This window comes from Kitasatospora sp. NPDC092286, from assembly GCF_044755565.1.
In the GTDB taxonomy this organism is placed as follows: Bacteria; Actinomycetota; Actinomycetes; order Streptomycetales; family Streptomycetaceae; genus Kitasatospora.
This window is the reverse complement of the sequence record NZ_JBIVRD010000028.1, coordinates 33,986-46,879: the sequence shown is the minus strand read 5'-3', so window position 1 is coordinate 46,879 and position 12,894 is coordinate 33,986. Positions and strand designations below refer to the sequence as shown.

Below are 12,894 nucleotides of genomic sequence, written 5' to 3'. Positions count from 1 at the left end.
TGCTGCGGGAGGAGCCACCGGCGGCCGTCCGGGCGCAGCACAGGGCGGCGGGGGGTACGGCGGGCCGCAGCCGCCGGCCGAGCACCCGGCCGCGTCCACCTCGCTGATGCCACCGGTCGGTGCGGCGGGTCAGGGCGGCGGGGGGACCTACGGCGGTCAGCCGACACCGCCGGCTTCGGGTGCGCCGGGGCAGGGCGGGTTTTCGCAGCCGACCACGTACGCCAAGGGGCAGCCGACGCCGCCCCGGGGGACCAGGGTGGGCAACACCCCGCCCGGCGGTACGCCCGTTCCCGGCGGGGCCGCCGCGCGTCGGCCGGCCGGCGCACCGGCCCCGGCCGGAGCGGGCCTGGGCCGGACCCGCAAGGCCCGGCTGAGGGTGACCAAGGCCGACCCCTGGTCGGTCATGAAGGTCAGTTTCCTGCTGTCGCTGGCGGTCGGGATCATCATCATCGTCGCGGCCGCGGTGCTGTGGATGACGCTGGACTCGCTCGGCGTCTTCGACTCGCTGACCAAGACCCTGAAGGACGTCACCGGCTCGGACACCACCGGCGGCCTCAACCTGATGGACTACGTCGGCTTCGGCAAGGTGATGACCTTCACCTCGCTGATCGCGGTGGTCGACGTGGTGCTGCTGACCGCGCTGTCCACGCTCTCCGCGTTCATCTACAACGCGGCGGCCGGCTTCACCGGCGGCATCGAGCTGACCCTGGCCGAGGAGGACTGATCCCGGCCACACCGGCCGGTTTCTGATCCCGGGTCAGATTTCCGTCCGCGGACGGAATGGGCGGGCCCCGCAGGCTGTTGCAGCCTGCGGGGCCCGCTGGCATTCGGGTGACAGCCGACTCCCGCGGCGTGCCGCCCGATTTGGGGCCGGGCGCGGTGGGATTAGCTGGGTGCGCCCGTTCCGGGCTCCGACTGCCGCAGGCCGCCCCCCGGTCCGACTGGCCGGGGCTGGTACGGCTGTGCAGGTACGGCTGGACGGAGGCGCGCGATGGCTCAGCTCGCAAGTCAACTGGTCGAGGCCCTGGAGGGGCTACTGGGGATCCCGGTGCCGCTGCGGGTGCAGGCGTGGGACGGCAGTGTCGCCGGGCCACCGGGGGCGCCCACCGTGGTGCTGCGCGGCCGCCGGGCACTGCGCCGCCTGCTCTGGCAGCCGGGCGAACTGGGCCTGGCCCGCGCCTATGTCTCGGGGGACCTGGAGCTCGCCCCCGGCGCCGACCTCTACGAGGTGCTGGCGGCCGTGGCGCTCTTCGCCGAGCGGCCCGAGATCCGCCGGCTGCGGCTCGGCCCGGCCGATGTGCTCGGCCCCAAGGGCCGCCGGGTGCTCGCGGCCCTGCTGCGGGCCGGTGCGCTGGGCCCGCGGCCCGTCCCGCCGCCGGAGGAGGCCAGGGCCGTCCAGGGGCGGCTGCACAGCCGCAGCCGGGACCGCGCGGCCATCAGCCACCACTACGACGTCGGGAACGACTTCTACGCCCTCGTACTGGGCCCGTCGATGGTGTACTCCTGCGCGTACTGGGTGCCCGCCGCCAAGAGCCTGGAGGCGGCCCAGGAGGCCAAGCTCGACCTGATCTGCCGCAAGCTCGGCCTGCGGCCCGGGATGCGGCTGCTGGACGTCGGCTGCGGCTGGGGCTCGCTGCTGCTGCACGCGGCGGAGCACTACGGGGTCACCGCGGTCGGCGTCTCCATCTCGACCGAGCAGGTCGCGCTGGCCCGGCGGCGGATCGAGGAGGCCGGTCTCTCCGGGCGGGTCGAGGTCCGCCTCCAGGACTACCGGGAGATCCAGGACGGCCCCTTCGACGCGATCTCCAGCGTCGGCATGGCCGAGCACGTCGGCGCCGAGCAGTACCGCGTCTACGCCGAGGGCCTGCACGGGCTGCTGGTGCCCGGCGGCCGGCTGCTCAACCACCAGATCGCCCGCCGCCCCGACCACCCCGGTGAGCCGCACCGCACCAGCCCGTTCATCGACCGCTACGTCTTCCCCGACGGGGAGCTCTCCCCGGTCGGCAGCACGGTGGCCCGGCTGGAGGAGGCCGGTTTCGAGGTCCGCGACGTCGAGTCGCTGCGGGAGCACTACGGCCTGACCCTGCGCGAGTGGGTGGCCAACCTGGAGGCGCGCTGGACGGAGGCGGTCGGTCTGGCCGGTCGCGGCCGGGCCAGGGTCTGGCGGCTGTACATGACGGCGTCCGCGCTGGCCTTCGAGCAGAACCGCATCGGGGTCAACCAGATCCTCGCCGTCCGTACCGGCCCCGAGGGCGAGGCCCGGTTCCCCGCCACCCGCGAGGAGTGGCTGCTGCGCCCGGCCGACACCCCCCACCTGCGGCCCTTCGCCACCGGTCCCGAACCCGCCGCCGCGACCCCCGCCGACCCGGATTTGGGAGATCGGCCATCGGTCCGCTAATCTTTCAGTGCGGCAAGGGCCTATAGCTCAGACGGTTAGAGCGCTTCCCTGATAAGGAAGAGGCCACAGGTTCAAGTCCTGTTAGGCCCACCGGCGCGAAGGGCCCGGAGTGATCTCACTCCGGGCCCTTCGACGTTTTCTTGGCCGCCGCCGGAACTGCGCGCCGTCCCCGGGTGTTGTCGGGGGTAGGGCGAGTGGAGGGATGGTGGCGGTATGGCGCTGTTCTGGGCGATGAGCATTCCGGGGCTGGTCTGTGCGCTGGTGGCCCTGGCCTTTCTCGATCAGCTGGCGCTGCGGGCGCGGAAGTCGCGCTGGGTGCCCTGGCGGGGGACGGGCCGGGAGGGGCAGGTCTCGGCGACGGGGTTCGAGCAGCTGCACGCGCAGTTCGCGGCCGGAAAGCAGCACGAGCTGGACGAGCGGCGGAGCACGCTGATGCTGCGCGACGAGGAGGGCGAGGGGGCGCCGCCCAGGACCAGGGTGGACCTGGCGGCCGGTACGGCGGTGGTGGTGCCGACGACGCGCCGGTAGCGGTTCGGGCGGCGGTCCCGGGGTGTCGTGGGCGGGCCGGCCGCAGGGCAGAAGGTGTGGCGTCAATCCTCCGGCCGGACCGGTTGGTTGGAGGCAGCGGCGGCTGGTCACGATTGGGACACCGGTGTGTATCATCGGCCGCAAGGGCAGTCCGGCACCCGACAGCCCGTTCGCACTCGAAACAACTCATGGACTCGTCGGCCCGGCCAATCCGGCCGGAGCACGGCTGTTGAGTCCGCAACGCAAGAAGGACGAGGTCCCGCGGTGAAGAAGCTTCTCCTGGTCGCCCTGGTCGCCCTCGGCGGCTTCTTTGTCTACCGTCAGGTCCAGGCGGACCGCGCCGAGCAGGACCTGTGGACCGAGGCCACCGACCCGGTCCCGGCCGGTCGCTGAGGCCCCGGACGATCTGACGATCGACGATCTTCGGAGGCGCCGGGCGGCGCCTCCCGGGCCGGCCGGCCCGGTCCTGCGACCGGGCCGGCCGGCTTCCGGACACCGTCCCGGCGGAAGGTGCGGGGAGAGGGCGTGGGATTCGCGCCAGGACCCGGTACGCTAGTGCCCGTCGGTACGAGTGGTGCCGTCGAGGGGCTTTAGCTCAGTTGGTAGAGCGCTGCCTTTGCAAGGCAGATGTCAGGAGTTCGAGTCTCCTAAGCTCCACAGTTCACAGCTGTGGAAACAGCCGATCGGCCGCTGACCTGAATCCGGGTCAGCGGCCGATCGGCGTTCTCGCGCCCGTGCGGCCGGTCAGTGCGGCTTGCGCGGGTCGTGCGGCTTGGGGTGGTCGTCCTCCTCGCCGGGTGGCGGACCGGGCCTGGTGGCGTCGGTGGCCGCCTCGCTCCCGGTCTCCGGGTCCGATTCGTCCACCGGTGATCCGGCCGGAGCGCCGCCGCCCACGGCGTGGGCGCCGGTGTGCGGGGCCGTCGCGGCGGGGCCGCCCTCCCCGCTGGTCGTCGCGGACTGCCCGGCCGGCGGCTCGACCAGCCACTCGGGGTTGCTGCGGTGCCGCCACCACTGCCAGATCACGATGCCGCTGCCGATCGCGACGGCGCCGGCCACCGCCAGGCCGGTGGCCCAGGCGTTGCACTGCTTCTTCCTGAGGTTGCGGGCGGCGAGGTGGCTGATCTCGGCGGAGGTGACATTGCCCTGGAGCGCGGTCAGCGCGGCGGCGCCGCGGGTCTGGGCCTCCTGGGCGACCGGGGTGACGGCCGCGCGGGCCTCCTCGACCACCTGCACCACCTTGGGGCCGACGTTGCTCCTGGCCTGGTCGGCGGCGCGGGCCGCGGAGAGCCGGGCGGCCAGAGCGGCCTCCTGGGTGCGGTGCAGGGCCTTGAGGGCGTGCTGCTGGGCCTCGGGGGGCAGGCTGGCGAAGGCGTGACCGAACTGCGGGGCGACATGTCTGTCGTACTGGACGCGGACGCTGTGGGCGGCCTGGGCGGCCTTCGGGCCGAGTGCGTCCAGGGCGGGCCCCAGGCGTTGCTTCGCGTCGTCCGCCAGCTGTGCCGCGGTGTCCTTGGCGGTGGCGGCATAGGGCACGAGGGCGTCCCGGGTCTTGCCGGCCGTCTCACGGGCTGAGTCCAAACGGGTCACGAGTCTCTCCTCCTGGTGGCGTCCTTTATGCACATATCCACCTGAATGCTGATCATGCATGCTGATTTGTCCACCAGCACTCCGGAGTGGGCCGTACGCGGGGCGCGGGCGGCGCGGTGGCGGCGGTGGCGGCGCCGGGCGGGACGGGTGTGAACGGCCCGGGACGGGGTCACGATCGAGTCGACGGGGATCACCCCGTCGTTGATCCGGCCGCAGTACGCTGACGGTTCCGGTGGTACCCCGTTCGGCGGGTGGCGCCGGGTCCGCGCAGGAGAAGGGACGACCGCTGATGCTCCCGGACGAGCCAAGGCCGCCGGCCGATCCGACGCCGCGGCCCACGGGCGGGTCCGGGCTGCACCGGTGCTACCTGCACCCCGAGCAGGAGACCGGGATCGGCTGCGGCCGGTGCGGTCGGCCGATCTGCCCGCTGTGCATGGTGAGCGCCTCGGTGGGCTTCCACTGCCCGGAGTGCGTCAGCGGCGGCCACCGCGAGGTGCGGCGGGCGACCACCCGGTTCGGCGGGCAGCTGACCGCGGACGGCGCGCTGGTCACCAAGGTCCTGGTCGGGCTCAATCTGGCGGTCTTCGTGCTGGCCGCGTACGTGCTCAAGCCGTGGCTCGCCAATGACCTGTCGCTGTTCAGCGTCGGGCCGCAGATCACCGGCTTCCCGTCCGGCGTCGCGGCCGGGCCCGATCAGTGGTACCGGCTGCTGACCGCGACCTTCCTGCACACCGCGCCCTGGCACATCGCCACCAACATGGTGGTGCTCTGGGTGATGGGGCCGCCGCTGGAGATGGCGCTCGGCCGGCTCCGCTATCTCGGCCTGTACCTGGTCTCGGGCCTGGCCGGCAGCGCGTTCGCCTTCCTGGTGGCCGGTGGCTTCATGAACTCGCTGGGCGCCTCCGGCGCCGTCTACGGCCTGTTCGGCGCCACCGCGGTGATGTACCGCAGGACCAGGACGCCGCTCGCCCCGGTGATCGCGCTGCTGGTCTTCAATCTGATCGTCACCTTCTCGGTGCACTCGATCGACTGGCGGGCGCACATCGGCGGGCTGGTCGCGGGGACGCTGACCGCGATCGGGCTGATGTACGCCCCGCGCGAGCGCCGGACGGCCGTTCAGGGGCTCACGGTGGCGGTGATGGCGGGCGTGGTGCTGCTGCTGGTCCTGATCGGGACGGCCCGCTACGGCGGGTGACGCATCCGGACGTTTGTCCACAACGGGTGCGGGGTTGTGCACAGCCGGTGGGAGAAGTGCGCGGTGGACGGCTGTTCTACGCGTGTCCTGCTGTGTGGATTTGCTATTCGGGGGAGGGTGCGCAGGGGTGCGGAAGGCGCGCCGGGCGCGAGTTATCCACAGCCTGGGGGGACTTTTCCCCAGTGTGGATAACCATGTGGATAAGCCGGATAGCACGATAGTCGCGTTAGCGCGATTGTCGCGTCGGGGCAGGGCAGGGCACGGCGAGGGGCCGCCGACCGGGCCGGTCGGCGGAGTGCGGGCGCACCACCGAGCCGTCCCGGGACGTGACGTCCGGGACGGCGGGTGTGCTCGGGGCCGGAAGACGCTCAGGGGCGGGGCCCCGGCGTCACTTCCACTGGGTGGAGACGCCGAATCCCGCGGCGATGAAGCCGAAGCCCACCAGGATGTTCCAGTTCCGCCAGCTCTCCACCGGCCAGCTGCCGCTGGTCACGTAGTAGGTGACGATCCACACCAGGCCGACCAGGAACAGCGCCAGCATCAGGGGGGCGACCCAGCCGCGGCCCGAACTGATCTTCACCGTGGCCGTCGTCGGCGGGGTGTAGTCGGACTTCTTGCGGAGTCGAGACTTCGGCACGAGGAGCTCTCCTGTCGATGCGCTGTGAGACCGCGCAGGGGGTGCAGCGGAGGTGAGGCGGCTGGTGCTGACGGCTGTGCGGAATGCCATGGGGACCGGCCCCGCACATGCCACCGGCGTCCGTTAGCGTAGTGGCTCTGCGGGTCTGAAGGAGATAAGGGTACGGTGCCTAATTTGTCGATTCCCCCTCGGCCGGCCCGCACCCGGGCTTCCGGCACCCGAATTGTCGGCCGTGCCCTGACCTGCGCCGTCTTCGCGCTCGCCGGACTGCTCTTCTACATCAGCGCGCAGACCGCCCGCGGCACCGATCTGCGCACCGACAACTCCCTGCTGAGCCTCGGCGACGTGATACGCCAGCGGAGCTCGCAGAACCAGCAGGCCCAGGCCCAGCTCGCCGACCTCCAGGCCCGGTCCCAGCAGCTGACCCAGCAGCAGGGCCGCAGCCCGGCCGACGCCGCCCGGCTGGACACCCTGCACCAGGCCGCCGCGCTGGACCCGCTCCAGGGGCCCGGCCTGACCGTCACCCTCAACGACGCCCCGCCGAACGCGACCGCGCGCATCCCCGGGGTGCCCGCGCCCGGCGTCAACGACCTGGTCATCCACCAGCAGGACATCCAGGCGGTGGTCAACGCGCTCTGGCGGGGCGGCGCCGAAGGCGTCCAGGTGATGGACCAGCGGCTCGTCTCCACCAGCGCCGTCCGCTGCGTGGGCAACACCCTGCTGCTCCAGGGCCGGGTCTACTCGCCGCCGTACGTGGTCAAGGCGGTCGGGAAGACGGACGTGCTGCGGGCGGCGGTGGACGCGGACCCGGCGATCCGCAACTACCTGCAGTACGTCCAGGCGTACGGGCTGGGCTGGAAGGTCCAGGAGAGCGGCGACCTCACGGTGCCCGGCTACTCGGGCACCACCGACCTGCGCTCGGCGGGCGGTCAGTAGCGGCCGACCGGCCCGGCGTCCCCCGGATCCGGCACCGCCCGGTGGGCCGTCTCGGCGGGCCGCCCCCCGGGCTCAGATCACGGGTCTACTCTTGACCCCAGTCTGTTACGTCGAGGGAGCACCATGTACGGCTGGATCTGGCGTCACCTTCCGGGGAATTCCCTGGTCCGGGCCATCATCTCGCTGCTCCTCGTCCTGGGGGTGGTCTACCTCCTGTTCACGTACGTCTTCCCGTGGGCGGAACCGCTGCTGCCCTTCGGCGACGTCACAGTGGACGGCGGCGACGGCGCCGTCGGCTGATCCGGCGGCCCTGCTCTTCCTCCCAGCCCCCGCATCCCACGGAGATAGCGCGCGAATGACCTCCCAGCCGGCCTCCCCCCGCATCCTGGTTGTCGACAACTACGACAGCTTCGTCTTCAACCTGGTCCAGTACCTCTACCAGCTCGGCGCCACCTGCGAGGTGGTGCGCAACGACGAGGTGACGGTCGAGCACGCGGTGCGCCGCGACGGCGAGGCGGGCTTCGACGGGGTGCTGCTCTCGCCCGGCCCCGGCGCGCCGGAGGAGGCCGGGGTCTGCATCGAGATGGTGCACCACTGCGCCAGGATCGGGCTGCCGGTCTTCGGCGTCTGCCTCGGCCTGCAGTCGATCGCGGTGGCGTACGGCGCGGTGGTCGGCCGGGCGCCGGAGCTGCTGCACGGCAAGACCTCGCTGGTCGAGCACGAGGACGGCGGGGTGTTCGAGGGCCTGCCCTCGCCGCTCACCGCGACCCGGTACCACTCGCTGGCGGTCGAGCCGGCCACCGTGCCCGACGAGCTGGTGGTCACCGCCCGGACCGAGAGCGGCGTGATCATGGGCCTGCGCCACCGGGAGCTGCTGGTGGAGGGCGTGCAGTTCCACCCGGAGTCGGTGCTCACCGAGGGCGGCCACCGGATGCTCGCCAACTGGCTGGCCGAGTGCGGCGATCCGCGGGCGGTGGGTCGTTCGGCCGGGCTCGCCCCGGTGATCGGCCGGGGCTGAGCGGGATGACCGCGGTGCGTCCGGAGGGGCGTTACCAGTCGGGGGCGGACGGGCCCGGGGCCGGCGACCAGTACAGCCGCACCGATCCGTACGGTGCCCACCAGGGCGGGCCCGGCGACCGGACGTACCAGGAGCGGCAGCTCCGGCTCGGCGGCCACATCCCGGTCCAGCAGTCCCACCCCTCGCAGCAGTCCGGTCCGCCGCAGGGCGGGGCCGACGACGGCTGGGGCGTGTACGAGCAGGCCGAGCAGCCCGTTCCGGGCGGCCAGGGCGGTGCGGACGGCCAGGGCGGTGCGGACGGCCAGGGCGGTGCGGACGGCCGGGACGGCGCAGGCCTGCCCGAGTACCCCTGGCTGGCCGACCAGACCCTCCAGCTGCGCCTTCCGCAGGCGCGCGAGGAGGAACCGCCCACCGGTGGCCGGGCCGAGCGCCGGCGTGCCGCCCAGGGCCGGATGTCGGTACGCGCGGGCGGCGGGCGCCGCCGGGCGGGCGGCCGGGCCGGCGGAGCGGCGCGGGTGCGGCCCAAGGAGTCGCCGGTCGTGGTGGCCGCCCGGCTGGTCGGTGAGCTGTGCATAACGCTCGGCGTGGTGATGCTGCTGTTCGTCTCGTACCAGCTCTGGTGGACCAATGTGCAGGCCGACGCGGCCGCCGACGGTGCCCGCAACCAGCTGGAGCAGCAGTTCGACGCCGCCCCGGCCCCCGGCGCGCCGGGGCAGCCGGCGCCGGACCCGGCCAAGCCGGAGGTGTTCGAGCCCGGCAAGGGCTTCGCGATCATCCACCTGCCCAAGCTCGGCCTGAAGTTCCCGATCGCGGAGGGCACCGCCAAGTCGTCGGTGCTCGACAAGGGCCTGGTGGGCCACTACTCCGGCACCGGGATGCCGGCCGACAAGGCCGGGAACTTCGCGCTGGCCGCGCACCGCAACACCCACGGTGAGCCGTTCCGGCACATCAACCAGCTCGGCAAGGGCGACAAGATCGTGGTGGAGACCGCGACCGCGTACTACACCTACGAGGTCACCGGCGGCATTCCGGAGACCCCGCCGTCGAACGTCAGTGTGATCAAGCCCGTCCCCAACGGCGCCGGATACAACCAGGCGGGCCGGTACATCACACTGACCACCTGCACGCCGGAGTTCAGTTCCAAGGCAAGGCTGATCGTCTTTGGCAAGATGATCGAGGAACGGCCGCGGAGCCAGGGCAAGCCGGCCGGCCTCACGGTCAACTAGCACCATGGCGGGCGGCCCGTCGCACGGCGCTCAGGCAGAGGGGGAGATCACGTGACCCAGGACGAGACGGCGGAGTGGGCGGAACCGGCGGCAGAGGCCTTTCCGCCGCCCGCACCCGCCCGTCGGCGGCGGGGCCGCGCGCTGGCCGCGGTCGGTGTCTTCGGCGAACTGCTGATCACCCTGGGCCTGGTGCTCGGCCTGTTCGTCGTGTACTCGCTCTGGTGGACGGACGTGCTGGCGGACCGCTCCGCCTCCGAGGCCTCCGACAAGCTGCGCAGCGCCTGGGCGGCCGGGGCCGGTCCGGGCACCCCTCAGGCCGCCCCGGGCGCCCCCTCGGGGGCGCCCACAGGGCCCGGCACGGCCTACGCGGCGGGCGACGGGGTCGGCTTCCTGCACGTTCCCGCGATGGGCCGGAACTACCAGGTGCTGATCCGGATGGGTACCGACACCGACACCCTGGCCGAGGGCGTCGCCGGGGTGTACGAGCAGCCCTACCGCGCCGCGATGCCCTGGGACGAGACCGGGAACTTCGCGCTCGCCGCGCACCGGGACGGCCACGGCGCCAAGTTCCACGACCTGGACGCGGTCCACAAGGGCGACGCGATCGTGGTCGAGACCAAGGACAAGTGGTACGTCTACAAGGCGGACAGCACCCTGCCGGAGACGTCCAAGTACGACACCGGCATCGTCGCCCCCGTCCCCAAGGGCTCCGGCTACCAGGCTCCGGGCCGCTACATCACCCTGACGACCTGTACGCCGGTCTACACCTCGCGCTACCGGATGGCGGTCTGGGGCAGCCTGGTCCGGGTGGACGACATGGACGCCAAGCGCACCCCGCCGCCCGAGCTGCGTCACTCCTGACCGGTCGGCGCCGGCCGGTCAGGAGGGTCCGACCGACGGACGGCCGGGGGTCGCGGCGGGCCGCTGCCCGGCGTCGCGAGTGAGGCTGCCAGCAGGAACGCCCACGGGCCCGCCGAAGCCGTTCGTAGCGGCTGCCGGCGGGCCCGTGGGCGTTCCCTCAGAAGAAGGGGAACCAGGGGCTAGGGGTTCCCCCCTTTGGTGGGCGGTGGGTTGGGGGTGTCCCCTTTGGCCGGATCAGCCGGCCTGGTCATCAGGGTCACCTGGGTGTTCGGGTCCAGCTTGGTGCCCGCGGGCGGGTTGACGCCCGTCACCACGGCGTTCGGGTCCTGCGGGCCGGACACACTGAAGCCGAGGCCGGCGTCCTGCAACTGCTTGATGGCGTCCTTGAGCGGGACGTTCTGCAACGCCGGAACGGTGGCCTTGTCCGGCGCCTTGTAGATGGTCAGAACGATCTTCGAGTTGGCCGGGACCTTGCTGTTCGCCTGGAGCGACTGCGAGGCGACGGTGTTGACCTTGGTCGGGTCGTTGGTCAGCGTGGTCTTCGACGCGTCGACCTGGAAGCCGGCGCTCTCCAGGGCGGCCTGCGCGGCCTCCTTCTGCTGGCCGAGCACGCTCGGGACCACCGTCTTGGCCTTGCCCTGCGAGACGGTCAGCTTGACCTGGGCGGTCGGGTCACCGGCCGCGTTGGCCGCCGGGTCCTGGGCGATGACCTGCTCCTGCGGGGCCGTGTCGTCGTCCTTGTACTCGGGGAGGACGTTGGTGAAACCGGCGTCGGCGAGCGCCTTGATCGCCGCGTCCTTGGTCTTGCCGACCACCGACGGAACGTTCGACTTGGCCGGGCCGGAGGAGAGCTGCACCGTGATGGTGGCGGTCTCGGCGACCTGGGTGGGGGCCGCCGGGTTCTGGGTGCAGACCTGGTCCTTCTTGATGTTGGTGTCCGGGCAGGCGATCTTCTCGCCCTCGGTCACCACCAGCTTGGGACCGGCCTGAACGGCGGCCGCCTTGGCGTCGGCCAGGCTCTTGCCCACCAGGTTCGGCGCCGCGATCTTGGGCGGCTCCTTGGTGGTGTCGTCCTTCTTGCCGCCGAACATCGCCTGGGCCACGAAGAAGGTGCCGACCAGGACCAGCACGGCGGCCACCGCCAGCACGATCCAGGAGGTGTTGCTCTTCTTCGGCGGCTCCTCGCCGCGCCGTCCGCCGCCGCGGCCGTAGCCGTCGTCGCTGCCACCGCCGGGGGCACCGGCGTAGGTCTGGCCGTAGCCGTCGTCCGGGTAGCCGGCCTGCTGGCCGTAGCCGGGCTGCCCGCCGGCGTGCGGGAGCACCGTGGTCGGACCGGCGCCGGGCTGCTGCGGCAGCACGTTGGTCTGGCCGTACGGGTCCTGCTGCTGCGGGTAGCCGTTCTGGTCGTAGCCGTAGCCGGCGGCGCCCATGCCGTAGGCGGCGGCCTGCTGGGCGGCGGCCACCGGCAGGCCGTCGAGGAAGCGCTCGATGTCGTCGCGCATCTCGTCGGCGCTCTGGTACCGGTAGTCGCGGTCCTTGGCGAGCGCCTTCAGCACGATCGCGTCGATCTCGGGGCGTACCTCGGGGTCGAAGACGGACGGCGGCTGTGCCTCTTCCCGGACGTGCTGGTACGCCACCGCGACCGGCGAGTCGCCGACGAACGGCGGGCGGACGGTCAGCAGCTCGTACAGCAGGCAGCCGGTGGAGTAGAGGTCGGAGCGGGCGTCCACCTGCTCGCCCTTGGCCTGCTCGGGGGAGAGGTACTGGGCGGTGCCGATGACGGCGGAGGTCTGCGTCATCGTCATGCCGGCGTCGCCCATCGCCCGGGCGATGCCGAAGTCCATGACCTTGACGTTGCCCTGCCGGGTCAGCATGACGTTGGCCGGCTTGATGTCGCGGTGCACGATGCCGGCCCGGTGCGAGTACTCCAGCGCCTGCAGGATGCCGATGGTCATCTCCAGCGCCCGTTCCGGCAGCAGCCGGCGGCCGGAGTGCAGCAGTTCGCGCAGGGTGGAGCCCTCGACGTACTCCATCACGATGTACGGGATGGAGATGCCGTCGATGTAGTCCTCGCCGGTGTCGTACACGGCGACGATCGCTGGGTGGTTGAGGGACGCCGCGGACTGGGCTTCACGGCGGAAGCGGGCCTGGAACGACGGATCCCTGGCCATGTCGGCCCGGAGCGTCTTCACTGCGACGGAACGGCCGAGCCGGGTGTCATGGCCGAGGTACACCTCGGCCATGCCGCCGCGCCCGAGGACGCCGCCGAGCTCGTACCTGCCGCCTAGGCGACGAGGCTCTTCCATAGTTCCGACCCTCTCCCTCACCCGCCGGTGAGGTTGTGACGTAGGTGTCCCCGCACGCTCTGAGTGACGCCGTCCGGGCCGCGGGTGGTTCTACGGCCGGACCTCGCTGCGCCCCGCGGGCGGGCAACGGGCACACCCGCTGCTTGCGGATACGCTACCGGTCGCACCGTCCGTGGCCGGAGTCGGCCGTCGGCCGATATCA

13 protein-coding genes and 2 tRNA genes are annotated in these 12,894 nt (G+C 72.4%); 12 read left to right on the top strand and 3 right to left on the bottom strand.

What is annotated here, in order from left to right:
• The first annotated feature begins 256 nt into the window (after nucleotides 1-256).
• The 6 genes from ACIQIB_RS26225 to ACIQIB_RS26200 all read left to right on the top strand — a co-directional run bounded on the left by ACIQIB_RS26225 (nucleotide 257) and on the right by ACIQIB_RS26200 (nucleotide 3,583).
• Nucleotides 257-724, top strand: coding sequence for a DUF3566 domain-containing protein (locus ACIQIB_RS26225; protein WP_363613065.1), 468 nt, complete (start codon nucleotides 257-259; stop codon nucleotides 722-724).
• A gap of 267 nt (nucleotides 725-991) precedes the next feature.
• Nucleotides 992-2,398 carry a class I SAM-dependent methyltransferase gene (locus tag ACIQIB_RS26220; RefSeq protein WP_400761036.1) on the top strand — a complete coding sequence of 469 codons (1,407 nt, stop codon included), beginning with the start codon at nucleotides 992-994 and terminating at the stop codon, nucleotides 2,396-2,398.
• Between the two features lie 16 nt (nucleotides 2,399-2,414).
• Nucleotides 2,415-2,488: transfer RNA gene (locus ACIQIB_RS26215), tRNA-Ile, on the top strand.
• 123 nt (nucleotides 2,489-2,611) lie between these two features.
• Nucleotides 2,612-2,926 (top strand): DUF6191 domain-containing protein, encoded by a 315-nt coding sequence (locus ACIQIB_RS26210; protein WP_363613069.1) that lies wholly within the window; start codon nucleotides 2,612-2,614, stop codon nucleotides 2,924-2,926.
• Between the two features lie 264 nt (nucleotides 2,927-3,190).
• Nucleotides 3,191-3,319, top strand: coding sequence for a DLW-39 family protein (locus ACIQIB_RS26205; protein WP_014137031.1), 129 nt, complete (start codon nucleotides 3,191-3,193; stop codon nucleotides 3,317-3,319).
• Between the two features lie 191 nt (nucleotides 3,320-3,510).
• A tRNA-Ala gene (locus ACIQIB_RS26200) sits at nucleotides 3,511-3,583 on the top strand.
• An 87-nt stretch (nucleotides 3,584-3,670) separates the two neighbouring features.
• On the opposite strand, the gene ACIQIB_RS26195 is transcribed toward ACIQIB_RS26200, so the two are convergent.
• Nucleotides 3,671-4,513, bottom strand: a complete 843-nt coding sequence (locus tag ACIQIB_RS26195; RefSeq protein WP_363613071.1) for a DUF5324 family protein — start codon at nucleotides 4,511-4,513, stop codon at nucleotides 3,671-3,673.
• 289 nt (nucleotides 4,514-4,802) lie between these two features.
• On the opposite strand from ACIQIB_RS26195, the gene ACIQIB_RS26190 reads away from it, so the two are divergent.
• Nucleotides 4,803-5,708: a rhomboid family intramembrane serine protease gene (locus ACIQIB_RS26190; protein ID WP_400761034.1), complete on the top strand. Its 906-nt coding sequence runs from the start codon at nucleotides 4,803-4,805 to the stop codon at nucleotides 5,706-5,708.
• A gap of 388 nt (nucleotides 5,709-6,096) precedes the next feature.
• Here ACIQIB_RS26190 and crgA read toward each other — a convergent pair whose 3' ends face one another.
• Complete coding sequence (gene crgA, locus ACIQIB_RS26185; RefSeq protein ID WP_350560558.1) at nucleotides 6,097-6,345, bottom strand: cell division protein CrgA; 249 nt, start codon at nucleotides 6,343-6,345, stop codon at nucleotides 6,097-6,099.
• Between the two features lie 180 nt (nucleotides 6,346-6,525).
• Here crgA and ACIQIB_RS26180 point away from each other — a divergent pair, with 180 nt between their 5' ends.
• The 5 genes from ACIQIB_RS26180 (at nucleotide 6,526) to ACIQIB_RS26160 (ending at nucleotide 10,386) form a co-directional block, all read left to right on the top strand.
• A complete protein-coding gene (locus ACIQIB_RS26180; RefSeq protein WP_363613090.1) occupies nucleotides 6,526-7,281 on the top strand; it encodes a DUF881 domain-containing protein in 756 nt (251 codons plus the stop codon).
• Nucleotides 7,282-7,404: 123 nt separating this feature from the next.
• On the top strand, nucleotides 7,405-7,581 hold the full coding sequence (locus tag ACIQIB_RS26175) for a hypothetical protein (protein WP_363613076.1): 177 nt from the start codon (nucleotides 7,405-7,407) through the stop codon (nucleotides 7,579-7,581).
• A gap of 55 nt (nucleotides 7,582-7,636) precedes the next feature.
• Nucleotides 7,637-8,299, top strand: a complete 663-nt coding sequence (locus ACIQIB_RS26170) for an aminodeoxychorismate/anthranilate synthase component II (RefSeq protein ID WP_363613078.1) — start codon at nucleotides 7,637-7,639, stop codon at nucleotides 8,297-8,299.
• Nucleotides 8,300-8,304: 5 nt separating this feature from the next.
• Nucleotides 8,305-9,525 carry a class E sortase gene (locus ACIQIB_RS26165; protein WP_400761031.1) on the top strand — a complete coding sequence of 407 codons (1,221 nt, stop codon included), beginning with the start codon at nucleotides 8,305-8,307 and terminating at the stop codon, nucleotides 9,523-9,525.
• A 51-nt stretch (nucleotides 9,526-9,576) separates the two neighbouring features.
• Nucleotides 9,577-10,386, top strand: coding sequence for a class E sortase (locus ACIQIB_RS26160; protein WP_363613082.1), 810 nt, complete (start codon nucleotides 9,577-9,579; stop codon nucleotides 10,384-10,386).
• Nucleotides 10,387-10,565: 179 nt separating this feature from the next.
• Here the strand turns inward: ACIQIB_RS26160 and pknB are convergent, their stop codons facing one another.
• Nucleotides 10,566-12,692 carry a Stk1 family PASTA domain-containing Ser/Thr kinase gene (pknB, locus tag ACIQIB_RS26155; protein ID WP_363613697.1) on the bottom strand — a complete coding sequence of 709 codons (2,127 nt, stop codon included), beginning with the start codon at nucleotides 12,690-12,692 and terminating at the stop codon, nucleotides 10,566-10,568.
• Nucleotides 12,693-12,894: the final 202 nt, after the last annotated feature.